At 36.2% G+C, this 25,601-nt stretch carries 24 protein-coding genes and 1 tRNA gene; 19 read left to right on the top strand and 6 right to left on the bottom strand.

The features are described from left to right. Positions 1-276 precede the first annotated feature (276 nt). From cccA to B5P40_RS12730, 3 genes are all read left to right on the top strand, one after another. On the top strand, positions 277-633 hold the full coding sequence (gene cccA, locus B5P40_RS12740) for a cytochrome c550 (protein ID WP_002111879.1): 357 nt from the start codon (positions 277-279) through the stop codon (positions 631-633). A gap of 167 nt (positions 634-800) precedes the next feature. Next, positions 801-1,508 carry a tRNA (adenine(22)-N(1))-methyltransferase gene (locus tag B5P40_RS12735; protein WP_016120816.1) on the top strand — a complete coding sequence of 236 codons (708 nt, stop codon included), beginning with the start codon at positions 801-803 and terminating at the stop codon, positions 1,506-1,508. Further along, positions 1,505-2,626 (top strand): Nif3-like dinuclear metal center hexameric protein, encoded by a 1,122-nt coding sequence (locus tag B5P40_RS12730; RefSeq protein WP_060749595.1) that lies wholly within the window; start codon positions 1,505-1,507, stop codon positions 2,624-2,626. The genes B5P40_RS12735 and B5P40_RS12730 overlap by 4 nt, the downstream gene beginning before the upstream one ends. A 40-nt stretch (positions 2,627-2,666) precedes the next feature. Here B5P40_RS12730 and B5P40_RS12725 read toward each other — a convergent pair whose 3' ends face one another. Together B5P40_RS12725 and vrrA are read right to left on the bottom strand one after the other, a co-directional pair. Beyond that, positions 2,667-3,617: a 4-hydroxy-3-methylbut-2-enyl diphosphate reductase gene (locus tag B5P40_RS12725; protein ID WP_002015175.1), complete on the bottom strand. Its 951-nt coding sequence runs from the start codon at positions 3,615-3,617 to the stop codon at positions 2,667-2,669. 89 nt (positions 3,618-3,706) lie between these two features. After that, positions 3,707-4,420 (bottom strand): VrrA/YqfQ family protein, encoded by a 714-nt coding sequence (vrrA, locus tag B5P40_RS12720; protein WP_113709296.1) that lies wholly within the window; start codon positions 4,418-4,420, stop codon positions 3,707-3,709. A 179-nt stretch (positions 4,421-4,599) separates the two neighbouring features. Here vrrA and B5P40_RS12715 point away from each other — a divergent pair, with 179 nt between their 5' ends. After that, positions 4,600-5,910: a DEAD/DEAH box helicase gene (locus tag B5P40_RS12715; protein ID WP_002015172.1), complete on the top strand. Its 1,311-nt coding sequence runs from the start codon at positions 4,600-4,602 to the stop codon at positions 5,908-5,910. 250 nt (positions 5,911-6,160) lie between these two features. After that, the gene (locus B5P40_RS12710; RefSeq protein ID WP_002167660.1) at positions 6,161-7,057 is read left to right on the top strand and encodes a deoxyribonuclease IV; all 897 of its coding nucleotides are present in this window, start codon (positions 6,161-6,163) and stop codon (positions 7,055-7,057) included. A 19-nt stretch (positions 7,058-7,076) separates the two neighbouring features. On the opposite strand, the gene B5P40_RS12705 is transcribed toward B5P40_RS12710, so the two are convergent. Continuing rightward, entirely contained in the window at positions 7,077-7,331 is a 255-nt protein-coding gene (locus B5P40_RS12705) for a DUF2624 domain-containing protein (protein ID WP_002088657.1), read from the bottom strand. A 151-nt stretch (positions 7,332-7,482) separates the two neighbouring features. Between B5P40_RS12705 and B5P40_RS12700 the strand changes: the two genes are divergently transcribed. The 4 genes from B5P40_RS12700 to B5P40_RS12685 all read left to right on the top strand — a co-directional run bounded on the left by B5P40_RS12700 (position 7,483) and on the right by B5P40_RS12685 (position 10,572). Beyond that, complete coding sequence (locus B5P40_RS12700; protein WP_002015168.1) at positions 7,483-8,361, top strand: YitT family protein; 879 nt, start codon at positions 7,483-7,485, stop codon at positions 8,359-8,361. Positions 8,362-8,541: 180 nt separating this feature from the next. Then, entirely contained in the window at positions 8,542-9,312 is a 771-nt protein-coding gene (locus B5P40_RS12695; protein WP_113709295.1) for a metal ABC transporter ATP-binding protein, read from the top strand. Beyond that, positions 9,312-10,145: a metal ABC transporter permease gene (locus B5P40_RS12690; RefSeq protein WP_002015165.1), complete on the top strand. Its 834-nt coding sequence runs from the start codon at positions 9,312-9,314 to the stop codon at positions 10,143-10,145. Before B5P40_RS12695 ends, B5P40_RS12690 begins: the two co-directional genes overlap by 1 nt. Before the next feature lie 13 nt (positions 10,146-10,158). Beyond that, on the top strand, positions 10,159-10,572 hold the full coding sequence (locus B5P40_RS12685; protein ID WP_002015164.1) for a Fur family transcriptional regulator: 414 nt from the start codon (positions 10,159-10,161) through the stop codon (positions 10,570-10,572). Between the two features lie 84 nt (positions 10,573-10,656). Here the strand turns inward: B5P40_RS12685 and ispG are convergent, their stop codons facing one another. The 3 genes from ispG to yqgB all read right to left on the bottom strand — a co-directional run bounded on the left by ispG (position 10,657) and on the right by yqgB (position 13,124). Continuing rightward, the gene (gene ispG / locus B5P40_RS12680; protein ID WP_161793976.1) at positions 10,657-11,760 is read right to left on the bottom strand and encodes a flavodoxin-dependent (E)-4-hydroxy-3-methylbut-2-enyl-diphosphate synthase; all 1,104 of its coding nucleotides are present in this window, start codon (positions 11,758-11,760) and stop codon (positions 10,657-10,659) included. Positions 11,761-11,925: 165 nt separating this feature from the next. After that, positions 11,926-12,291, bottom strand: a complete 366-nt coding sequence (locus B5P40_RS32760) for a hypothetical protein (protein WP_002129120.1) — start codon at positions 12,289-12,291, stop codon at positions 11,926-11,928. 65 nt (positions 12,292-12,356) lie between these two features. Next, positions 12,357-13,124 (bottom strand): protein YqgB, encoded by a 768-nt coding sequence (gene yqgB, locus B5P40_RS12670; RefSeq protein WP_002034056.1) that lies wholly within the window; start codon positions 13,122-13,124, stop codon positions 12,357-12,359. 239 nt (positions 13,125-13,363) lie between these two features. On the opposite strand from yqgB, the gene B5P40_RS12665 reads away from it, so the two are divergent. The 10 genes from B5P40_RS12665 (at position 13,364) to B5P40_RS12615 (ending at position 25,565) form a co-directional block, all read left to right on the top strand. Continuing rightward, a tRNA-Ile gene (locus B5P40_RS12665) sits at positions 13,364-13,437 on the top strand. A gap of 223 nt (positions 13,438-13,660) precedes the next feature. Continuing rightward, positions 13,661-14,272, top strand: a complete 612-nt coding sequence (sodA, locus tag B5P40_RS12660; protein ID WP_001052029.1) for a superoxide dismutase [Mn] — start codon at positions 13,661-13,663, stop codon at positions 14,270-14,272. 122 nt (positions 14,273-14,394) lie between these two features. Beyond that, a complete protein-coding gene (locus B5P40_RS12655) occupies positions 14,395-15,672 on the top strand; it encodes an MFS transporter (RefSeq protein ID WP_002015154.1) in 1,278 nt (425 codons plus the stop codon). Between the two features lie 109 nt (positions 15,673-15,781). Next, complete coding sequence (locus B5P40_RS12650) at positions 15,782-17,908, top strand: peptidoglycan D,D-transpeptidase FtsI family protein (RefSeq protein WP_113709294.1); 2,127 nt, start codon at positions 15,782-15,784, stop codon at positions 17,906-17,908. A gap of 520 nt (positions 17,909-18,428) precedes the next feature. Then, positions 18,429-19,346, top strand: coding sequence for a PstS family phosphate ABC transporter substrate-binding protein (locus tag B5P40_RS12645; RefSeq protein ID WP_113709293.1), 918 nt, complete (start codon positions 18,429-18,431; stop codon positions 19,344-19,346). Between the two features lie 27 nt (positions 19,347-19,373). Continuing rightward, positions 19,374-20,324 (top strand): phosphate ABC transporter permease subunit PstC, encoded by a 951-nt coding sequence (gene pstC / locus B5P40_RS12640; protein ID WP_002167664.1) that lies wholly within the window; start codon positions 19,374-19,376, stop codon positions 20,322-20,324. Position 20,325: 1 nt separating this feature from the next. Next, positions 20,326-21,192 carry a phosphate ABC transporter permease PstA gene (gene pstA / locus B5P40_RS12635; protein WP_002167665.1) on the top strand — a complete coding sequence of 289 codons (867 nt, stop codon included), beginning with the start codon at positions 20,326-20,328 and terminating at the stop codon, positions 21,190-21,192. 28 nt (positions 21,193-21,220) lie between these two features. Continuing rightward, entirely contained in the window at positions 21,221-22,036 is an 816-nt protein-coding gene (gene pstB, locus B5P40_RS12630; RefSeq protein ID WP_002088644.1) for a phosphate ABC transporter ATP-binding protein, read from the top strand. A gap of 172 nt (positions 22,037-22,208) precedes the next feature. Next, entirely contained in the window at positions 22,209-22,865 is a 657-nt protein-coding gene (phoU, locus tag B5P40_RS12620) for a phosphate signaling complex protein PhoU (protein WP_002015145.1), read from the top strand. Positions 22,866-23,210: 345 nt separating this feature from the next. Beyond that, positions 23,211-25,565 (top strand): sugar phosphate nucleotidyltransferase, encoded by a 2,355-nt coding sequence (locus tag B5P40_RS12615; RefSeq protein ID WP_113709292.1) that lies wholly within the window; start codon positions 23,211-23,213, stop codon positions 25,563-25,565. Positions 25,566-25,601 lie beyond the last annotated feature (36 nt).

The raw sequence follows: 25,601 nt of genomic DNA, 5'->3' as shown, positions 1-25,601 counted from the left end.
AGAATTGTCTTTTGATTTGCAAATGCTCATTTTTCGATTTTTCGATTTATTTTGTTTATTATATACAAAATAATATGTAGAAAAGTAAAAAATATGATGAGAAACGTTAGTAATTATCGAAATAATATGCGATATAATAGTGAAAATCAATAAAATGAATTTACGGAATATTTTTAACAAGTAGTAGTTTGCTCTTTTCTGATAGGGCGTTTTCAAGTACAATATAAATGACTGAATCATCTAACTATTTAGCGGTATAGAGGGGGGAGAAGAGATATGAAACGTAATCCGTTGATTCCGTTCGCTCTTATTGCAGCATTAGGTATTATCGTTATGTTTGTATTTTCATTTCAGGGGCTAAATAAATCTAAAGAGTTAGCTGATGCAAAAAATGGTGGGAAACCAGCGCAAACAGCATCAAAGCCAGAGGATATTGTAAAGCAAAGCTGTACGAGCTGTCACGGTGATCAGTTACAAGGGGCAGTGGGACCTAATTTACAAAAAATTGGTGGGAAACTTTCGAAAGATGAAATTAAAGAAGTTCTTTCAAAAGGAAAAGGAAATATGCCACCAAATATAGTTCCAGCTGATCAAGCGGCAAAAGTAGCTGATTGGTTATCGAAGAAAAAATAAAGTTTCATATTACAAGCCTTTTGCTTTTGTGCAAAAGGCTTGTTTTTCTATACTTTCTAAAATACGATTAGTAATAGAGAATTGAAGTGTTGTTATGGACTTGCAACAACTACTATAAATTCATTATCATGGAGACAGACTGAGAAGAGAAGGAGTAATGGAAATACATGAATGAAGTAAAGCTTTCGAAACGATTAGAAGAAGTTGTGAGGGAGATTCCGGTAGGCTCTACAGTAGCTGATATTGGATCGGATCATGCGTATTTACCGTGTTATACAATTATAAATAATATTGCTACAAAAGCAGTTGCAGGAGAGGTTGTAGATGGACCGTTTCGCTCTGCACAAGCAACTGTAGCTGAAAGTGGCTTACAAGATAAAGTAGACGTTCGTAAAGGGAATGGATTAGCTGTTATAGTGCCAGGAGAAGTAGATGTTATTACGATTGCTGGTATGGGTGGAGCGTTAATTCGTGACATTTTAGAAAGTGGTAAAGAAAAATTAGAAGGTGTAACACGTTTAATCTTACAGCCGAATATTGCAGCACACCATATTCGTGAATGGTTTATTGAAAATGGATGGGAGCTTATCGGTGAGAAAATTGTAATAGAAGACGGAAAGATTTACGAGATTTTAGTCGGAGAGCGAGGAGATACAGCGGTACCTTACTCTGAAAATAAACAAGCTGAACTGTTTATGGGTCCATTTTTAATAAAAGAAAAAAGTGAAGCTTTTATTGAAAAGTGGGAAGGGGAATTGAAAAACTTCCAAAATATTTTAAAACAGTTAGAACGTGCAGCAGAGTCTGAAGAGACAAAAGCGAAGCGTGCAGAAGTAGAAGCGAAAATGAAAATGATAGGAGAGGTTTTATCATGAGTAAAATTCCGAATGGTCATGAAATTATTTCTTTGTTTGAAGGTATGTATCCGAAGCATTTAGCGATGGAAGGGGATAAGATTGGCTTACAGATTGGAGCGCTTAATAAACCTGTCCAGCACGTATTAATCGCGTTAGATGTAACTGAGGAAGTTGTGGACGAGGCGATCCAATTAGGAGCGAATATCATTATAGCGCATCATCCTTTAATCTTTAATCCATTAAAAGCGATTCATACAGATAAGGCGTACGGAAGAATTATTGAAACGTGTATTAAAAATGATATTGCGGTTTATGCGGCGCATACAAATGTAGATATTGCTAAGGGTGGGGTAAATGATTTACTTGCCGATGCGTTAGGGTTACAAAATACAGAAGTATTAGCTCCTACATATGCAGAAGAAATGAAAAAAATTGTTGTATTTGTTCCAGTAACCCATGCAGAAGAAGTGCGCAAAGCTCTTGGAGATGCGGATGCAGGTCATATCGGTAATTATAGCCACTGTACGTTCGGTAGCGAAGGGGTAGGTACGTTTATCCCTCGAGAAGGGACAAATCCTTATATCGGGGAAACTGGGCAGTTAGAACGTGTGGAAGAGATACGTGTCGAAACGATTATTCCAGCTTCATTACAAAGAAAAGTTATTAAAGCGATGTTGGCAGCCCATCCATATGAAGAAGTGGCATATGATGTATATCCGCTTGATAATAAAGGTGAAACATTAGGTCTTGGTAAAATAGGGTATTTACAAGAAGAAATGACGCTTGAGCAGTTTGCTTTACATGTGAAACAATCATTACATGTAAAGGGTGCAAGAGTTGTTGGAAAGTTAGATGATAAGGTGCGTAAAGTAGCTGTACTTGGTGGTGACGGTAATAAATATATAAACCAAGCGAAATTTAAAGGAGCAGATGTATATGTAACAGGTGATATGTATTATCATGTTGCTCACGATGCGATGATGATTGGTTTAAATATAGTCGATCCAGGACATAACGTTGAAAAAGTAATGAAGCAAGGTGTACAAAAACAATTGCAAGAAAAAGTAGATGTGAAGAAATTCAATGTACACATTCACGCTTCGCAGTTACATACAGATCCATTCACATTTGTATAAGAAAAATAAAAACCGTTGCTCATGTAGGCAACGGTTTTTATTATTGTTCTTTTTTCACTTTTACACGAGGTAGTATCTTTTGAAGTGGTACTTTTCGAATTCTGTCCCATGTAGCTGGATTCATTGGGTCATATTGATCTAAGAAAGCAATAACTTCTTTTGTAATTGGCGTTGGAGTAGAAGCACCTGCTGTAACAGCTACGTTTTCTACACCTTGTAGCCATTCTAATTGGATTTCACTTACGTCTGCAACGCGGTATGCTGTCGTACCAGCGATTTCTTGTGATACTTGTGCTAAACGGTTTGAGTTGTTACTTTTCGGATCACCGACAACAATTGTTAAATCTGCAACATCAGCTTGTTTAGCGACAGCTTCTTGGCGAACTTGAGTTGCTAAACAAATTTCCTTGTGGAATTCTGCTGTTGGGAATTTTTTCTGAATGTCCTCCATTAAATGTTGAACATCCCATTGACTCATTGTTGTTTGATTCGTAACTAAAATTTTATCCGTTGGAATTTCTAGTGTTTTTAAATCATCAGCTTTTTCGATAAGATGAACGATATCAGGTGCGATACCAACTGCGCCTTCTGGTTCTGGATGATTTTTTTTGCCGATATAAATGACATGGTATCCTTCAGCTTTCTTTGCTTCGATAAGGTCATGTGTTTTTGTAACATCTGGACAAGTTGCATCAATTGTCGTTAAACCTTTTTCTTTTGCACGTTGTTTAACTTCTGGAGAAACACCGTGTGCAGTGAAAATAACAGTACCAGAATCGATTTTATCTAAAATTTCTAATCGACTTGGACCGTCTAATGTAATGATGCCATCCTCTTCGAAAGCATCTGTGACATGCTTATTGTGAACAATCATACCTAAAATATAAATGGGTCTCGGTAATGATTTATCTAATGCGGCGTTACGTGCAATAACCATTGCGTCAACAACACCGTAGCAATAACCACGAGGGGAAATTTTAACAATCTTCATGTGAGTAATCCTCTCCTTCTAAACAAGGGATACTTTTGTGCATAGTCCATTACATTATAAAGGAGGAGTGGATAGAAAACAAAGGATTGTTACACATATAGCTTTGGTTTTGTTGCTGATTGTTGAACGGGTTCTTTCGGAACCTCTTTTTCTATTACCGGTTCAAGCACTATTTTTTTTCGTTTCCTTTTTGGAGGTGGAGGAGGTGGAGTTGCTACCTCAACCTGTTCTGTTGCATCTTCAGTTTGATTTTCTTCCGTACTTTTTCCAGAGGTGAGGATTTTAACAATGCTTGGTAGACTACGCATAATGGGACCGTACTGTTCGACAACAGGACCGACAGATTGCACGACTTGAGATACTTTTTCGATATTATTTATCATATTAGTTGGGTTCGAAATTAAATTTGAAAAAAAACTACCGATGCCGCTGCTAGATGCCGCTGCAGTTGTAGCTGACGCAGCACCACGTGTATCATTTGATTCATACATTTGAGGTGGTATCATCTGCTCTGGATATTGCTGCATGTATTGCTGATATTGTTGTGTATATTGTTGTTGGTATGGATGTTGCTGTTGATATTGGGGCGGCGGTTGTTGGTGCATCATCGGTGGCCCTTCCATTTGTCGATAAGGAGGGACCATTTGCATGAAAGGTTCGGTTGGATCGTGTTTTTTAAAGAGTTTAGCAAGGAAACCTTTCTTTTTTTGAGCCATCGGTGGTAGTTGTGGAATCGGATATGGTGTGTAAGATTGTTGTCCTCGATTCGGATACATTTGTCTTATAGGGGATTTCGGAAACATGTGGGAAATCCTCCTTTCTTCAGTTAGGTATATACACATACAATATGCAATGGAAGGAAAGAAGGTTAGTTTTTGAGATAAAAACCTAAACTAAAGATGGATTTTACTTGTAGATTTCGATATAATGTAGACTTGACTGATTTGTGCGCAGTAGAAATTTTAGAAAGAAGGTGTAACTTATGACACTACAAACTTTTACACAGTATGATTTTAAACCATTTTTAATAGATGCAGTTCGTGAACTACGCTTTACAGAGCCAACAGGAATTCAAAAGAAAATTTTCCCGGTCGTGAAAAAAGGTGTGAGTATAATTGGACAATCCCAAACTGGTTCTGGGAAAACACATGCATACTTACTTCCTACATTAAACAGAATTGATGCAAGTCGTGAAGAGGTACAACTTGTTATTACAGCGCCTACTCGTGAGTTAGCACAACAAATTTACGAAGAAATTGTGAAACTAACAAAGTTCTGTGCAGAAGATCAAATGATTACAGCACGCTGTTTAATTGGTGGAACTGATAAACAACGATCAATTGAAAAGTTGAAAAAACAACCTCATATTGTAGTTGGAACGCCAGGACGTATTAAAGATTTAGTAGAAGAAAAGGCGCTATTTGTTTATAAAGCGGATACTATTATTGTCGATGAAGCGGACTTAATGCTTGATATGGGATTCATTCAAGATGTAGATAAAATTGCGGCACGTATGCCTAAAAATCTGCAAATGTTAGTTTTCTCTGCAACAATTCCTCAAAAATTAAAACCATTTTTGAAGAAATATATGGAGAATCCAGAACATATTCATATTAATCCGAAGCAAGTTGCAGCAGGAAATATTGATCATTACCTTGTGCCTTCAAGACACCGTAATAAAACTGAATTAGTGAAAAATATGCTACTTCAATTTAAACCATATTTAGCAATTGTCTTTACAAACACAAAGAAGAAGGCTGACGAAGTAGCCGATGGATTAGCAGAACGTGGATTAAAAGTAGGGCGTATACACGGTGATTTATCACCACGTGATCGTAGAAAAATGATGAAACAAGTTCGTGATTTAGAGTTCCAATACATTGTCGCAACAGATTTGGCGGCACGCGGTATTGATATTGAAGGAATTAGCCATGTTATTAACTATGAACTTCCACCAGATTTAGATTTCTTCGTTCACCGTGTTGGAAGAACTGCACGTGCGGGTCATTCGGGTATTGCAGTGACGATTTATGATCCAGCAAATGAAGAAGCGTTAGATAGTTTGGAAAAACAACGTCATATCGAGTTTAAACATGTAGATTTACGCGGAGATGAATGGGCGGATTTAGGTGACCGTCGTCGTCGTAAGAGCCGTAAAAAACCAAGTGATGGACTAGATGTTATGGCAACAAAAGTTGTTAAGAAGCCGAAAAAAGTAAAACCAAACTATAAACGAAAACTTGCAACAGAACGTGACAAAGTGAAGAAAAAATATAGCAATAAAAAAAGATAAGGGATTTCCCTTATTTTTTTTTATCTCACTGCTTGAGAGAAAGTCGATTAATGTAGACTAATAATTAGTGAGGGGTAGAAAAAACGTTGACTAAAGTTTCGCTTTATTGGGTTAATTTAAGTATAGAGTTCAGATTGTTTGAATAGTCCGTTTAATTTATGTAGTGCCTTTTGTGTGAACAAACAATTCGCTACATATTTCTACAAATTATGCTATCATTATATCTATTGTATATTGAAGAGGTGATTGTATGTTAAAGATTGGATCTCATGTTTCTATGAGTGGTAAGAAAATGTTATTAGCAGCAAGTGAAGAGGCTGTTTCATACGGTGCAACGACGTTTATGATTTATACAGGTGCACCGCAAAATACACGAAGAAAACCAATTGAAGAATTGAACATAGAAGCAGGAAGAAAACATATGGAACTAAACGGTATTGAAGAAATTATCGTACATGCGCCATACATTATTAATCTTGGGAATACGACGAAGCCAGAAACATTCCAATTAGGTGTAGACTTCCTTCGCATGGAAATTGAAAGAACATCGGCATTAGGTGTAGCGAAACAAATCGTTCTTCACCCAGGTGCGCACGTTGGTGCAGGAGCAGATGCTGGTATTCAACAAATTATTAAAGGGCTTAATGAAGTATTAACGCCAGAGCAGACGGTTAACATTGCGTTAGAAACGATGGCAGGAAAGGGAACGGAATGCGGTCGTAGCTTTGAAGAAATTGCGAAAATTATTGATGGTGTGAAATATAATGAAAAACTATCTGTATGTTTTGATACGTGTCATACGCATGATGCAGGTTATGACCTTGTAAATGATTTTGACGGTGTGTTAAACGAATTTGATAAAATTGTTGGGATAAATCGTTTACAAGTACTTCATATTAACGATAGCAAAAATGTACGCGGAGCTGGAAAAGACCGTCATGAAAATATTGGTTTTGGTCATATTGGCTATAAGGCATTGCATCACATTGTGCATCACCCACAACTTACGCACGTACCAAAAATTCTTGAAACGCCGTATGTAGGTGAAGATAAAAAAGATAAGAAGCCACCATATAAATTAGAAATCGAAATGCTGAAAAATGGTACTTTTGATGAAGGAATTCTTGAAAAAATTAAAGAGCAATAAGGAGGGGATTTTCCCCTCCTTATTTTAATAGCTGCTGAAATAAAATATTTACTTGTTGGGCAGTGGCAGGAGTAGTTACTTTAGCGATTTGTTTTAACAAATCTAGTCGCTCGGTATTATCGTAAATGTTAATGTTTTTCCCTTTCATAAGTAAAACGATTTTATCAGCTTGTGCAGTTGTGATTGGAACTTCGTATTCTTTACTATATTTCAATAGTTCTTTTGTAGAAATATGATTTAATTTTTTGTTCACAATTTGTTTAATGAGGTTCATCGTGTTGTCCTCCTTCACACGTTCTTCTATCGAAATATATGTAAGCATAGCTTGTACATATTCGTATCAAGGTGCATTTTTTCAATGGGGAAAAGAAGCTTATGTTATAATATAAGAACAAAACTATAGATAAAGAGTATAAGGAGGACTTATGGAAAAAAAGCAACATCGAAAAGAAAGTGTTATTCATCTTGTATATCGTTTAGTTATGATTGTCTTTGGGGCAGCGTGTGCGGCGGTAGCGATTGAACTGTTTTTAATGCCAAATAAAATTATTGATGGTGGAATTATTGGTATTTCTCTTATATTAGATTATCTTACTCCTAATATTTGGTGGTTAAGCTTTTCTACTTTAGTTGTTATCCTCAACATTCCTTTTATGTACTCCGGGTATAAGCAAATTGGAAAAACATTCATGTTATCTTCAGCATTTGGAATTGTAGCTTTAGCATTTATTGAATCAACGTTGCATGCTATCCCGCCATTTACAACAGAGCCGATTTTAGCAACAGTTTTCGGCGGTCTTATTTTAGGGATTGGTGTAGGACTTGTTATTCGTCATGGTGGATCATTAGACGGGACCGAGATTATGGGAATTCTATTAACGAAGAAATTACCGTTTTCTGTTGGTGAATTCGTAATGTTTGTGAACTTATTCATTTTTGCATGGGCAGCATTTGTTTTTGGTGTTGAACAAGCGATGTATTCTGTTATGACGTACTATATCGCATTCAAAACAATTGATACGGTAATTCAAGGATTAGACGAAACGAAAGCAGTTTTAATAGTATCGGATCAATATGAGGAAGTATCAAATGCGATTTTACACCGCCTTGGTCGTGGAACAACAAAACTTGTTGCTAAAGGTGGCTATACAGATAAAGAAAAAGAAGTTATTTATGCAGTTGTAACACGTCTGGAAGTGACGAAGTTAAAATCAATTGTGCATGAAATTGATGAAAACGCATTTGTTACGATTATGAATACACAAGAGACAAATGGTGGTAAGTTTAAATCAGCAATTCACTAAAAAGTTAATTGTAATATCTTTTGAAAGCAGAGAATTATTCTCTGCTTTTTGTTATAATAATAAGGTTTCTTGAAATAAAGAATATATTTTAGGCAGATTGGTTTACAACTATAATAAGCTGTACTATAATTCAAATAGAGATAAATCGGAATCATTCTGAATTAAAATAGGTGAGATGCTATGAATAATATATTGGAAATAGAAGGATTAACGTTTCGGTATGAAGATCGCAACGTGTTAGAAGATATTAATTTGCAAGTTCCGAAGGGAGCTTTTTTAGGTTTAGTTGGACCGAATGGTTCAGGGAAATCGACTTTACTTAAATGCTTATTGGGTGTTTTAAAACCAAAGCAAGGAAGTATTAGATTGTTTGGCATTGATAGTAAGAAATTTAAAGAGTGGAATAAAGTTGGTTATGTATCCCAAAAGGCAAGTAGCTTTAACTCAGGTTTCCCGGCAACTGTTTTCGAGGTTGTTTCAATGGGGCTCGTTTCGAAAAAAGGGCTTTTTCGCTTTTTTACGAAAGACGATAATGCGAAAGTAGAAAAAGCGATTGCTGATGTAGGTATGAGCGAATTTCGAGATCGCAACATTGGAGAACTTTCTGGTGGACAACAACAGCGTGTATTTATTGCTCGTGCACTTGTAAGTGATCCGGAATTGCTTATTTTGGACGAGCCTACTGTTGGGATTGATGTGAAGAATGTGGCAAGTTTTTATGAGATACTAGAGGATTTAAACAAAAGATTGGGAATTACGTTAATTCTTGTTACGCACGATATGGGTGCTGTAACAGAGAAGGTGACGCATGTTGCATGTTTGAATCAGCATTTACATTTCCATGGGAATGTAGAGAAATTCCGAGAGTTAGAAGATGCAGAAATGTCGATTTTATATGGACATCATGTTCATCGCTTAGAACATGAACATGGGCATCACGGGAGGATATAATGATACAGGATTTTTTACAATATGATTTTTTACGTAATTCCTTATACGCTGGTATTTTAATAGGGCTTGTCGCACCACTTATCGGCGTGTTCGTTGTAATTCGCCGCATGTCGCTTATTGCGGATGCATTAAGTCATGTGACGTTATCAGGAATTGCAGCGAGTTTATTACTTGAAAAGACAATCTTTACCGGTGGGTTTTTAAACCCTTTATATATGGGGATGTTTTTTTCAATCGGTGGAGCATTGCTAATTGAAAAATTACGTACTGTATATAAACATTATCAAGAGTTAGCAATCCCGATTATACTTTCAGCAGGGATGGGGATTGGAGTTATCTTCATCTCACTTGCTAATGGATTCAATACGGATTTATTTAGTTATTTATTTGGTAGTGTAAGTGCTGTAACAAGTGCGGATTTAATTATTATTGGTATAGTAGCAATTGTTGTTATTGCGACGATTGTTTTATTATACAAAGAGTTGTTTTTACTATCATTTGATGAGGAATACGCTGTATCAACCGGTTTAAGTGCAAAGTGGATTCACTTTATCTTCATTATATTAGTTGCTCTTGTAATTGCGGTATCAATGCGTGTTGTAGGTGTTCTTCTCGTATCATCTTTAATGACGTTACCAGTTGCAGCAAGTATTCGTATTGCAAAAGGATTTAAACAAACAATTTTCTTTTCCATTTTATTTGGTGAAATTGCAGTAATTGGTGGAATGTTTGCTTCGTATCAACTTGATTTAGCTCCAGGTGGTACAATTGTTATGATAGCGGTTCTTATTTTAATTGGTGCAATTTTATGGAAAAAGAAAAAAACTGCATAAAGTAGGGATAGGTATGAATCTAACAGAAGCTTTACGCCTAATGAAGGAAAAGGGATACAAACATACAGGGAAAAGGGAAGAAATGCTGAGATTATTCGCAGCTCATAATCGTTATTTAACTGCGAAAGATGTTTTAGAGCATATGAAGGGTGATTATCCAGGACTTAGTTTTGATACGATTTATCGTAACTTAACGGTTTTTGCTGAAGTCGGTGTTTTAGAGCAAACGGAATTAAATGGTGAAAAGCATTTCCGTTTTACATGCTCCATTATGGAACATCATCATCATTTCATTTGTTTAGATTGTGGTGGTACAAAAGAGATTAATTCCTGCCCGATGGATTTTATGAATAAAGATTTTAAAGGTTATGAGGTAACGGGGCATAAGTTTGAAATATATGGTCGTTGTCCAAAATGTGCAAAATGAGAGGGCTCGTCAGTTATATAACTGACGAGTTTTTAATTTGAATGTAAAAAAAGGTTGCTCACAAAAATTGTGGCAACCTTCTTTTTATTGTTCTTGTTTTTCTTTTTCTTTTTCTCGTTCGGCAGCCATTTCAGCAGCGATTACATCAATTTCTTTTTTCAGTTCTTCTACCATTGTTTCTTCTGGTACTTTACGAACGACTTGCCCTTTACGGAATAATAAACCTTCTCCGCGTGCACCGGCAATACCGATGTCAGCTTCACGAGCTTCACCAGGACCGTTTACGGCACAGCCGAGTACTGCAACCTTAATTGGAACTTTAAGTGTGGAGATGTATTCTTCGACTTCATTAGCAATGCTAATTAGGTCGATTTCAATACGACCACAAGTTGGACAAGAAATAAGTGTTGCGGCATTAGATGCAAGACCGAATGATTTTAATAGTTCACGTGCAACTTTTACTTCTTCAACTGGATCAGCGCTTAAAGAGATACGAAGTGTATTTCCGATGCCTTTACTTAAAATTGCTCCAAGACCGGCGGCGCTTTTTACAGTCCCAGCAAACAATGTTCCTGATTCTGTAATACCTAAATGTAATGGATAATCAAAAGCGCGAGCAGCTTTTTCGTATGCTTCAATTGCTAAGTTAACATCAGAGGCTTTCATTGATACGATAATATCGTGGAAATCTAAGTCCTCTAAAATTTTAATATGGTGCAGTGCGCTCTCGACCATACCATCAGCAGTTGGATATCCATACTTTTCTAAAATATGACGTTCTAATGAGCCGGCATTTACACCAATACGGATTGGAATGCCACGCTCTTTCGCTGCATTTACAACAGCTTCTACTTTATGGCGACGTCCAATGTTACCTGGATTGATACGTACTTTATCAATGCCGCCTTCGATTGCTTTTAAAGCAAGGCGGTAATCAAAATGAATATCAGCAACAAGTGGAATGTTGATTTGTTTTTTAATATCAGCAATAGCATTTGCTGCGCGTTCGTCTGGAACAGCAACACGAACAACTTGACAGCCAGCTTCTTCTAAACGTTTAATTTCAGCAACTGTAGCCTCAACATCATGCGTTTTTGTTGTCGTCATACTTTGTATAATTAATTCATTGTTACCGCCAATTGTTAAATTACCGACTTTAACTGGACGTGTTTTTGTGCGTTGAGTCATTTCATTCACGAATTGATCGCTCTCCTTATAAAAGAAGTTTCTTATTTTAGTCCCTTACATCAATGATAGTATGTGTGAGAAAGGGCTATAGAAACCAAAGTACTCGGTTTCACTTTTACTATTGTATCAGCGCCTTTATGTAATTGACAAGGATTAAGTGATTGCTTATTGATATAAGGGGAATTTATAAGACTTTCCAACTTGGATTTTTGTAGCAGATGTATTTTTATTTAATTGCTTAAAATCATCAATTACTTTTTCAATAGAAGGGATTTTTTTCTTATTAATCGCTTCTGTAATAGAAAGAACTGTATCGCCAGTTTTTACTTCGATTGCTTTATAAGCTGTATCCGTTTCTTTTTCTGTTTCTTTCTCTTTATTTTGTTTTGTATCTGTATTTTCTTTTTTTATCGTTTGGGCAGCAGATGTTTTTTTGTATGAACTTAACATCGGTAAAGTACCGATTTTTATGTCGTAATAAAATATATAACCGAGGACAAGCACGAATAAGAGTACACCTAATCTCTTCATATCCTTCACTCCTTTGCTAGGAATATATGCTTGTCCCAAAAAAAAATGCCTATTTAGGCATTTTTTTATAGTTCTTGTTTTTCTTTCGGCTTTGGAACTTCTTTAATTGTTAAGTATAGAACGATTAAAACAACTGCAATGTAAATGAATGTTGCGCCAGGTACGTTTATTTTGAATAAATCCATAATCATAAAGAAGATTGTTGGAATTGTGTAGCTGTAAGCAGTTAATGTCCAAACTTGTTTATAAGATAATTTGCGTTGACCGCTCATCGCAGAACCGATGAAGGCAAGCAATGTAACTCCTACAAAGGTAATAAATAATTGGAACAAGTACAGTAAGAACCCAATAACGAATAATAAGATTGGATAAATACTGTCAAATAACGAAATGAAATCTTGTAAATCTTTTTTCTCAAGAGATGCGCCTAATAAGTCATTATAGGAGTATGTTTGTGTTTGACCATTCCCCATGGAGACTACTTTATCTTTTAAAACAAATAAACCTGTTTTATTTTGATATTTTTCTAAGTCTGTTGAATTTGGATCAAATACGAAAAGGGCATTTCCATCTTCTTTTTCGATAGGTTGATCAATATCAGCTGTTAGCTCGCCATTTTCAATTTTAAAATCAGGTAAATCTTTTTCGATTACTTTATTTACCATGTTAACACCATCTTGAATAACGCTACCGTACAAGAAAGTTCTTGGAATAGTAGTGATTAGGCAAAGAAGCATAATATACAAAATGGTTTTACCGATTTTTTGAAAACGGAAAAGCGCCATATCTTTAGGCGAATATACGCTTTTTGCTAGCTGTGTAAAAATGGACATAGATTCACTTCCTTTATGTATGTATAAAATCATTGTAACGTACGAATCTAGAGAAGCTCAAGATATATTATATTTACATATAGTAGAGAGGACTAAATTCCTTCTTATTAATTTACTTCTTTTAGTAGAGAAAAATACAATTGACACTTTTCTTTCGTATATGGTAAATTTATCTTAGATTTTTCAAACGATATATCCGATTGGAATTTAGTTGTTTTTAATGGTACATACATAATCGTGGACCCTTAGCTCAGTTGGTTAGAGCAGACGGCTCATAACCGTCCGGTCGTAGGTTCGAGTCCTACAGGGTCCATATCCATTTCATATGTTTATTATGTCAGCAGGAAGCTTCCTTGTAGAAGGAAGCTTTTTTTCGGAATATATGAGCATTTTAATTGAAAAGAAGTGGGGATTTTGCTACTTTAATGATAGCAAGACAAAGCGATTTATTTGTTTGCACCCTATGGCAATTAGGGTAGAATGAAGTTGTAGGTCACATATGTCGTGACAATACATAAACCGGGAGGAATATAACAATGGCAAAACACGAATTACCAAATTTACCTTATGCGTATGATGCTTTAGAACCTCACTTTGATAAAGAAACAATGAACATCCATCATACAAAACATCACAACACGTATATTACAAACTTAAACGCTGCTTTAGAAGGTCATGCAGAATTAGCTGACAAAAGCGTTGAAGAATTAGTTGCAAACTTAAACGAAGTACCTGAAGCAATCCGTACAGCAGTACGTAACAATGGTGGCGGACATGCTAACCATACATTCTTCTGGACAATCCTATCTCCAAACGGCGGGGGACAACCAGTAGGCGAACTTGCAACTGCGATTGAAGCGAAATTCGGTAGCTTCGATGCATTCAAAGCAGAATTCGCAAAAGCTGGCGCAACTCGCTTCGGTTCTGGTTGGGCTTGGTTAGTAGTAAACAATGGTGAGTTAGAAGTAACAAGCACTCCAAACCAAGATTCTCCTCTAACTGAAGGTAAAACTCCAGTTATCGGTTTAGATGTTTGGGAGCATGCTTACTACTTAAATTACCAAAACCGTCGTCCTGACTACATCGGTGCATTCTGGAACGTTGTAGATTGGAACGTTGCTGAAAAACTTTACCAAGAAGCAAAATAATTAAAGTTAATACAGCTAGAAAAAAGCTAGGGGGTTTTCTCCTAGCTTTTTTCTATGTTCTCCTTTTACATAATTGAGCTTGTTTTTGGAAGACTAGAACATGAAGTAAAGGAGAGTTGTGTATGAAGTGGAAACATGTAATCGGTGATGTTGAAGTGAATCGGGATTTAGTATTATTGCTCGTTATAGGAGGTTTATACACGCTCGCAATTTCTTTATCGAATACGTTTGTAAACATTTATTTATGGAAGCAAACACAAAATTATGTGAATCTGGGCTTGTATAATTTGGCCAGCGTTGTATTGCAGCCTCTAACATTTCTTGTGGGCGGGAAATTAGCGAAACGTATTGATCGCTCGATTTTATTGAGAATCGGTGTAGGAACATTAGCTGTTTTTTTTATCGTCGTTTTAGTAGCGGGAAAAAGTGCATCTCACTATATTTTATTAATGGGAGCTCTTTTAGGAGTTGGTTATGGTTTTTATTGGCTCGCTTTTAACTTGTTGACATTTGAGATTACAGAACCAGAAACAAGAGATTTTTTTAACGGTTTTCTAGGACTTCTTACATCGTTCTCTGGAATGATTGGGCCGATAGCAGCAGGATATACAATTTCACGTATGGAAAAATGGAGTGGTTATACTGTCGTTTTCTTCCTCTCGTTAATGCTATTTGCGGTTGCAGTCGTTCTAAGCTTTTTTTTATCGAAGAGGGAATGTGAAGGACGCTATGAAATTGTGCAAGTATTGAAAGAGCGGCAAGTTGATGAAAACTGGGGAAGAATTACGCGCGCTCATTTCTTCCAAGGTTTGAGAGAGGGAACGTTTATTTTCGTTATTTCGGTATATGTCTATTTAGCATCTGGTAGCGAGTTAGCACTAGGGAAATATAGTTTAGTGAATTCTGCAGTATCATTTGTATGCTATTATTTAGTTGCTCGTATGTTAAAGAAAGAATGGCGAAAAAAAGCAATTTTACTTGGTGGCATTATTTTATATGCGGTCGTATTTTTAGTTATTTTTAATGTTACATATACGAAATTACTTATTTATGCAGCATGTATTGCGGTTGCATATCCGATTTTACTCGTTCCGTACGGCTCAATGACATACGATGTAATTGGTAGAGCAAAACAGGCGAGAGAATGGCGTGTAGAATATATAGTGGTCAGGGAATTATGGTTAAATGCCGGAAGAATTTGTTCCATTTTAAGTTTTTTATGTGCTGTCATATTTTTTCCGCCTGAAAAAAGTTTACCTTTCTTACTATGTATTTTAGGAGCTGGACATTTTCTTATTTATTTTGCAGTTAAAAATGTCAAATATGATGAGGGGAATGTGAACAAAACCAGTGTTGTAGCGCAAGGAAGCACACAGAATCAAACTGAACCAGAAGGTTAACTTATCGCGTGTTTTATGCTAGAATAGAAAAAGATGTAAGACAGCAGTGAGGGCACCTGTATGAAGGTGTCCCTTTCACATTACATAGCTGTTGGTAGAGGGGGTTTGTATGAGCAAGAAGCAGAAACAACAAAAGAAAAAGACCCACGTTCCTTTTCGGTTAAACGTGTTGTTTTTTTGCGTGTTTTTAATGTTCTCCGCGGTTATTGTAAGGCTTGGATACGTACAAATTGTTCGTGGTGAGGAATATAAAAATGAAGTTGAGAAAAAAGAAAACTCAACGATAAGTAATCCTGTACCACGCGGGAAAATATTTGATCGTAATGGAGAAGCGGTCGTAGATAATGAGCCTATTCGTACAATTACATTTACAAAAATGAAGGGATCAACTGCAGCAGATCGCTTAGAGACGGCGAAAAAATTAGCAGATTTAATTGAAGTCCCAACAGATAAGTTAACAGATCGCGATAAGAAAGATTATTGGCTTGCTTTACATAAAGAAGAAGCAGAAGCAAAAATCACAAAAAAAGATCGTGAAGAGTTTAAAGCGAATAAAATTGAAGATAAAGAACTAGATGAACGTCAACGAAATCGTGTAACAGAAGAAGAGATTAATCAACTGTCAGCAAAAGATTTAGAAATATTGGCGATCAAAAGCAAGATGGAAAGCGGATATGCAATGACGCCACAAATCGTTAAAAAAAATGCAACACCGGAAGAATACGCGATTATTAGTGAAAATTTAGCGAAATTACCAGGTGTAGATACAAATGTTGACTGGGAGCGAAAATATAAGTATGACGATATGTTCCGAAGTGTACTTGGTGGTGTAACTTCTTCTGATGAAGGGTTACCGAGAGAAAGATTAGATCACTATCTTGTTCGTGATTATAATCGTAACGATCGCGTAGGAAAAAGTTACCTTGAGCAACAGTACGAAGATAGTTTACACGGCACAAAAGCTGAAGTTAGAAATGTTACAGATAAAGACGGTAATATTTTAGAAACTATTAATGTGTCACAAGGACAACGAGGTAACGATCTGAATTTAACGATTGATATGAAATTACAAAAGCGCGTAGAAGAAATTCTTACAAAAAACTTAATGAGATTTAAAGGGAGCGAACCTCTTTTAGACCGTGCATTCGTTGTAATGATGAACCCGAAAAATGGTGAAGTTTTATCTATGGCGGGGAAACAATTAGTGGATAAAGACGGCGAAACGAAAGTAGAAGATTTTGCATTAGGAACGATGACAAGTTCTTATCCGATGGGTTCAACTGTAAAAGGTGCGACAGTACTTACGGGGTATCAAACTGGTGCGATTCAACCTGGATCTGTACAGTTAGATGAACCAATTAAATTAAAAGGGACACCTACGAAGTCATCTTGGAAACAGATGGGGTATATTAATGACCTTACAGCGTTAAAACAGTCTTCAAACGTTTATATGTTTAAAACAGCGATGAATATCGCTGGGGTTCCATATGTACGAGGCGGTACGTTAGATATTCCGAAAAGTGCGTTCGATACTATGCGTTACTATTTTGGTCAGTTTGGACTTGGTGTGAAAACAGGGATTGATTTGCCAAATGAAACTGCTGGTCAAATAGGTAAAGGAAATCAACCAGGTTTCTTATTAGATTTATCAATCGGGCAGTATGATACGTATACACCGCTTCAATTAGCGCAATATATTTCGACGATTGCAAATGGTGGATATCGTATGCAACCCCAAGTTGTAAAGGAAATTCGTCAGCCATCGGCGAAGCCAGAGGAAGTTGGAAAAGTTGTTCAATCCATGGAACCGAAAGTATTAAATCGTGTTGATATGCCTGAATCACAAATTAAACGTGTTCAAGAAGGATTTAGACAAGTGTTTAACGATACAGGTGGTACAGCTACAAAATACTTTGCAGGTGCACCGTATAAAGCCGCTGGGAAAACAGGTACAGCTCAAACTGTATATGGCGGAGATAAAGAGATTGGTAGAAATGCAAAGGGTGAGCGTGTTGAAACATATAACTTAACATTAGTAGGTTATGCGCCACTTGAAGATCCAGAAGTAGCATTTTCTGTTGTTGTGCCATGGGTACATGATGATAAAACAGGGATTAATGGATATATCAGTCGTGAAATAATGGACGCTTACTTTGATTTGAAAAAACAAGCATTAACTGGTGAAGCTCCGCAAGATGAAAAAGCGAAAAAAAATAAAAATCAAGATGATGAATAAAAAAGTTGTAAAAAAAGCACACTATCTGAAAAGATAGTGTGCTTTTTTTTATGCCTTACGCATATGGTTTAGTAAATGTGGACAAGCATAAAATATTGAAAAAACATGTAGTTTCAAAAACGATGAACACAACAAGATTAGTGCATACGCTCTAAGTTTGTTGTGTGTGATAGGCGATAGCAGTTTTATCCCGCGTTTGAGGGCGGTAAAACTCCCACCTCAAAATTCAGCTGGAGCAAAGAAGTTAGGTGGGAGCCATGCTGCCCGTAAACGTCCGATTGGTGAGGGCTAATAATCAGTGGGGGATGAACAAAACCCCCACTGATTAAAGTTTCACTTTATGGATGATTAGAAAATTTCCTGCATCTAAAGTGCAAAAGTGAAAAAAAGTTTGTGTATACAGTTGTTTTTGTGGGACTTTACAAAACTTTTACAAATAATTAAAACCGAATTAATAGTTTAGCAGTATTCTTATATCTGTAATCCTGTTATTTCCGGTTACTTCTAGGAGGAAGAACACGTGAAATGGATGAGCGCATCGATTAAAGTTTTGACATTATCGACATGTTTCCTTTGTTTTAATATGTCTACTGCATTCGCTACAAATGAAATGGGAGAAGTGAGAGTTGATGGATCCTCAACGGTTTTCCCCATTATAGAGGCAGTAGCAGAGGAATATACAAAGGCCCATCCAAACGTGAAAATTTCTATTAGTATTTCTGGGACAGGGGGAGGATTTAATCGTTTCAGTAAAGGAGAAGTAGATATAAACAATGCTTCGAGATTGATGAAACCGGTAGAAGGAAATGCAATGCAGAAAAAATCCATTCAATTTACACCATTTGAGGTTGCTTATGACGGTCTAACGATTGTTGTGAATCGTCAAAATACGTGGGTAAACAATATGACGATAGACGAGTTACGTCTATTATGGAGTGAAAATGGAAGATTGAAACGATGGTCACAAATTCATTCATCATGGCCTCGTGAACAAGTTAAATTTTATGCGCCAGGCGTAGACTCTGGTACTTATGATTATTTCCAAAATGTTGTCTTACAAAATAATCGCCTTGTAAAAACGGTTTCTTTGTCTGAAGACGATCAAGTTATTATGCAAGGGGTTATGAATGATAAAAATGCCATTGCTTTTGTAGGATATGCTTATTATATGGCCAATCGAGATAAGGTAAAAGCAATACAGGTGGATGGTGTATTTCCAACGAAAGAGACCATTCAGTCGGGTACGTATAAGCCATTATCTAGGCCACTATTTACGTATGTGAATCATGCATCTATCAGAAATAAAATTAATGTAGCAAATTATGTGGAGTTTATGATTAAGCATGTTGGAAGCCTTGCTGAAGAGGTCGGATATGTAAAATTACCAAAAGAAAAATATAATGAACAGCTGCGAATGTTAACAGAAATAAAAAGGTAATGTCAGGGTGGAAAGGGGTTTTCATCTTTGGCTCATAATGACAAAAGTCAAATTACATTTTCTGTACAACATTTGATTGAGAGAAATACAAATAGAAGAAAAAAAACGCAGCGAATCAATCGAATTGTTCCGTTAATACTAAAAGCCATTGCTAGCGTGTCCATTGTAACGACACTTGGAATTATTATTACGTTGGCAAATGAAACAATCATGTTTTTTCAAAAGATATCATTGTATTCTTTTTTGACAGAGAAGGAATGGTTACCTTTTTTTGAAGATCCAAAATTCGGTATATTACCACTTATATGTGGAACAATCCTTGTAACAGCAATTGCCATGTTCGTAGCAATTCCTATTGGTTTAGGTTGTGCCGTGTTTTTAAGCGAATACGCTTCGAATGGCGCTCGGAAAATATTAAAACCGTTGTTAGAGCTACTAGCAGGCATCCCGACAATTGTATATGGTTTTTTCGCGTTAACAGTTGTCACACCACTTTTACAACGGGTTATACCAGATTTGCAGTTTTTTAATGCTATTAGTCCAGGTATTGTTATAGGGTTTATGATGATACCGACGATTGCGTCTCTCTCTGAAGATGCGATGAGAGCTGTAGCGAAAGGAATTAAAGAAGCCTCATTAGCGCTAGGAGCAACTCGTTTTGAGATGGTAAAACAAGTGGTGTTTCCATCGGCTTTTACGGGCATAATGGCAGCGATTATATTAGCAGCTTCCAGGGCAATTGGTGAAACGATGATTGTTGTTATTGCAGCTGGATCAACACCTAATGTATCGATAGATCCGACTCATTCTATTCAAACATTAACAGCCTATATTGTACAAGTGAGTTTAGGTGATGCTCCGCACGGAACGATTACTTATTACAGCATGTATGCTGTAGGTGCAACGTTATTTATGTTTACTTTTATTATGAATATCATTTCGCAATATATTATGCGCCGTTTTAGGAGGGTGACATAATATGCGAATGTTAAACCATAAGAACATACAAGAAAATATGGCATCTCGTTTTTTAAAGGATCGGATTTACAAGTGTTTGTTTTATATAGCAATTTTGTTTTCAGTAGTAATACTTTTTATATTGCTTTTTCAAATTTTTGAAAAAGGTATAAGTTATCTTTCAATAGATTTCTTTACAAACTTCGCCTCACGTAATCCGAGAGAAGCTGGGATTGTCGCTGCTTTGTCAGGGACAATACTATTTATGAGTATTGTTATACCAGTCTCTTTTATATTTGGAGTCGGAACAGCTCTTTATTTAGAGCATTATGCGAAGGAGTCCGTTTTTAAAAAGTTAATTGAATTAAATAATCAAACATTAGCAGGGGTACCTTCCGTTGTGTTTGGTTTACTCGGGTTAACTATTTTCGTATACGCTCTCCATTTGGGAGAGAGCATAATGGCAGCGGCACTGACGATGAGTTTACTCGTCTTACCAACTGTTGTTGTAGCTAGTCAAGAAGCGATTAGAACTGTGCCGAGCTCATTACTAGAGGCTTCTTACGGATTAGGTGCTACGAAATGGCAAACGATGTATCGAATTGTATTGCCAGTCGCTTTGCCAGGGATTGTAACGGGATGTACGTTAGCGGTATCGAGAGCAATTGGTGAGGCAGCACCATTATTAGTTATTGGGGCCCTTGCCTTTGCAAATTATGTTCCGTTCAGTATGTTTGATAGATTTACGGTTTTACCAATTCAAATTTTTAATTGGATGAGTAGACCACAAGAAGAATTTCAGTATGTAGCAGCAGCTGGGATGATTGTTTTGCTAGGATTGTTGCTCTTTATAAATATATTTGTCTTATGGTTACGAAATCGAAAATAAGTTGGAAGTGGATGAAAGGGGAATTCAAATGGTAGCAACAGTAGTAAATGTACAGGTGAAAAATGAGAAAAAGATTGAGACAGCACCAAAAAAAATAGTATTTGATACGAAAAATTTAAATTTATGGTACGGAGAAGACCATGCTTTAAAAGATATCAACTTAAGTATTCATGAGAATGAAGTAACAGCGATTATCGGTCCAAGTGGTTGTGGGAAATCAACATACTTAAAAACGCTAAATCGTATGGTAGAGTTAGTGCCTATCGTTCGAACTACGGGCGTTATCGAATATAGAGAACGAAACATATTTGATAAATCATATCCGGTTGAAGAATTACGTACGCATGTGGGTATGGTGTTCCAAAAGCCAAATCCATTCCCAAAATCTATTTATGAAAATGTAGCATATGGTCCGAAAATCCATGGTGTTCGTGACAAAAAAACACTTGATGAAATTGTTGAAAATAGCTTGCGCGGCGCAGCTATTTGGGATGAGTTAAAAGATCGTTTGCATGATAATGCATACGGTTTATCTGGTGGTCAGCAACAACGTCTATGCATTGCACGCTGCTTAGCGATTGAGCCAGACGTAATTTTAATGGATGAGCCAACATCGGCGCTAGATCCAATTTCAACATCAAAAGTAGAAGAATTAATTCAGGAGTTAAAGAAAGATTTTAGTATTGTTATCGTAACGCACAACATGCAACAAGCAGCACGAATTTCAGATAAAACTGCTTTCTTCTTAAGTGGAGAAGTTGTGGAATATACAGATACGAACAAATTATTTACAACACCTGCAGATAAGCGTACAGAAGACTACATTACAGGACGATTTGGTTGATATCGCTAGCAAGGCTAAGAGTAAATGCCCTCTTAACAGAGGGCATTTCTCATTTTCACCTCATTTTAAATAGGGGAGTAATATTTCTCTTTTCTCAAGGCTTAATAAACATACAAGAGGCTGGGGAGGGGATTTATATAAAAGGGCACATAATATTGAGGGGGAAGAAACAATGGTAAGAGAACAGTTTCAATGTGATTTAAAAACGTTACAGCAAAAGGTGATCGAGCTTGGTGAGTTAGCAAGTGGAGCTTTATTGATTGCTATGGAAGGTCTTCACAACAGGGATGTAGAGAAAGCGTTAGAAGTCATTGATGGGGATTATCGCATGGATAATTTAGAAGAGGAAATAAATGACCTTGCGCTTATGCTTATTACAAAGCAGCAGCCTGTAGCAAGTGATTTAAGAAGAATTTTCATTTCAATTAAAACAGCGACAGATTTAGAACGTATTGCAGACCATGCTGTTAATATTGCGAAATCAACAATTCGTCTTGGTGAAAAAGAAGTGGTTGTTAGTTTGCATAATCTTGAGGAAATGTTTGAGATTGCTCATAAGATGTTAAATTTAGCATTAGAAGCATATGAGCAAGAAAATTTAACTTTTGCTAAACAAATTGCTGAAATGGATGATTCAGTTGATGAAATTTATGGGAAGGCGATTCGTGAATTTATTTCATCTATCCCTGGACAACCAGAAGCGATTACACAAATTACACAACTATCCTTTGTTGCAAGATATATTGAGCGTGTAGCAGACCATGTTACAAATATTGCCGAGAATGTATTTTATGTAGTAAAAGGAAAGCATTATTTATTGAATGAGTAGGGGGAAAAGTAGGTGATGAGAAATCACCTGCTTTTTTTAGTCAAAACATGACAAAAAAAGCTCGTTGTTTCCTTTAGTCTATGATGATAAGATGTATCATAATTAATGGGAAAATAAGTACATATATGTTAGTTACGTCTTATTAATTATTTTACCAAGTTAATGGTAAGCGCTTTCTTTTTGGCGGGAGTTAAAAGGTACATTTATTTATAAAGTGAGGCTTTAATTAGTGGGGCTGTCTCTCGCTGATTGTTAGATCATATCAAACCGGACTTTTACTGCAGTTAATGTGGGGTAAATGATATACGGAGTTCTTGAACATTATATAAGTGGAGGCTGAAGTATATGAAGGGGGTTATTTTAGCTGGAGGAAAAGGGAGACGCCTTAGACCATTAACATGTAATACTCCAAAACCGATGTTACCATTGTTAGAAAAACCAGTTCTTGAATATAATATTGAATTATTACGTCAGCATGGTATTCGTGAAATTGCAATTACAGTTCAATATATGAGTACTGCCATTAAGCAATACTTTGGTGATGGTAGTAAGTGGGGAGTTAACTTGTATTATTTTGAAGATTCTCCTCCGCTTGGAACAGCAGGGAGTATTAAGCAAGCGGAAAGTTTTTTAGATGAAACATTTGTTGTTATTAGTGGGGATGCACTAACTGACTTTCAATTATCAGAAGGAATTGCATTTCATGAACAGAAGAAGAGAATGGTAACAATGTTTGTGAAAGAAGTAGAAAACCCACTTTCATTTGGGTTAGTTGTAATGAATAAAGAACAAGAAATTATACGATATATAGAAAAGCCGAGCTGGAATGAGGTAGTTTCTAATATTGTGAATACAGGTATTTATATAATGGAGCCAGAAATCTTTTCTTACATACCATCCATGGAATTTTCGGATTTCAGTCATGATGTGTTTCCATTATTGGCAAATAAAAATGCTTTATTTGCATATTTATCAGAAGACTATTGGCTAGATATTGGTACATTTGATCAATATCGGCAAGCTCAATTCGATTTGTTGACGAAAAAATTGAAGGTGCCTATTCCATATACAGAAGTATTACCAATGGTGTGGATGGGAGAAGGTGTAACGATAGGAAAAGGGACGAAAATTCATGGTCCTTCTTTTATTGGGGAAGGAGCAATGATTGGTGCAGGGGCTGTAATTGAACCGTACTCTATTATCGGGAAAAATAGTATCGTTTCAAGTTATTCTCATCTTCAAAAAAGCATCATTTTTGCAAACTCTCATATAGGGAAAAATTGTGAGTTGTTAGAAACAACAATAGGAGATCATACAATGGTCGAAGATGATGTTACACTTTTTCAAAAAAGTATTGTAGCGGATCATTGTCATATAGGGAAAAGTACAGTAATTAAGCAAAAAGGAAAAATATGGCCATATAAGGAGATAGATAGTCATTCGATAGTAGGTTCTGCCGGTGTTAAAGAGGGTGAAAAGAGTGCAGGATGGTTACAAAAAAGCCGGATTGTAGGAAGGGGTAATGTTGAAATTACTCCTCAATTTATTGTGAAAGTTGCAATGGCTTATGGATCTCTTTTTGCTAAAGGAGAGAGTATATTGATTGGAAGTCAGGAAAATATAGAAACAACTTCCTTTAAAAATTTATTCCTCCATGCCATTCATGGCAGCGGGATTCATACGATGGAATGTAAAGAAATGAATGAATCGCTTTTTCAGTATGCCATTCATAATTTGCAATGTGCAGGTGGAGTTTTCGTTCAAGTGGAAAGCGAAAGAGGAATTGTTATACAACTGTATGGCAAGGAGGGCTCGTTTTTAACGTATAAGCAGCAAAAAGCGATAGAACAAGTATATATGTCTGAGTCGTTTTATTACGCTTCTGAGAAAGAAATGGGGCGAAATAAGCTAGTTCACGTTTCTGTAAATAATTATGTAGAAGCTGTGTTAGAGCGTATTGATATTAAAACGATACAAAAACAGAAGTTTCATCTTCTTATTAATAAGAGAAATGATATGTTACAACATTTACTTATGATCTTTCTACAAAGGCTTGGATGCACAGTTACATGGATTTACGCGAGTGAACAAAAAGATCATGTGAAAGCTCTGATGAAATCGAGTAAAGCAAATATGGCGCTTATGTTTTCTGAACACGGAAATCGCTTCGAATTATATGACACTCACAGTAATATTTACCAAGGAACTGATTTTGAAGAAGTAGATATTCCAGATTTATTACTCGAATCAGCAGATAATGTTTACCCAATGTCTTTGAAATTAGGGGAATGTTATCTCCTCTTTTATATGCATAACGAAAAAAACTCTTTTCAATTAAGATGGAAACGAGATATTTTATATCGAATTGGAAAATTATTCGAATTAATAGCGTTGCAAGGAAAAACATTACTTAGCATAGCAGAGCAATCACCGCCACTGTATCTACTTTATGATGAAGTTGTATGTTCATGGAAGGAAAAAGGGAAAGTAATGAGGAAATTATTGGCCGATATGGAAAGAAAAGAAGAAGGTATATTTGAAGGGATACAGTTCAAATATACCGAAAAAGAGTGGTCTTATATCGTTTCTGATACAAAACAACCAAAAATTTTGGTGTATTCACATGCTAGAAACCCAGTAATAGCAAGGGAAAACATGAAAAATCTTATAGAAAAAATTAGACAATATCAAAAGGTGTAGAATTTTTATTTTAAAAGTGGTATTATAGTATAGTCT

Origin of the sequence: Bacillus sp. SRB_8 (genome assembly GCF_003264205.1) — a bacterium.
Taxonomy (GTDB): domain Bacteria; phylum Bacillota; class Bacilli; order Bacillales; family Bacillaceae_G; genus Bacillus_A; species Bacillus_A mycoides.
The sequence above is the reverse complement of the archived record's forward strand: the minus strand, read 5'-3'. Positions and strand labels throughout refer to the sequence as shown.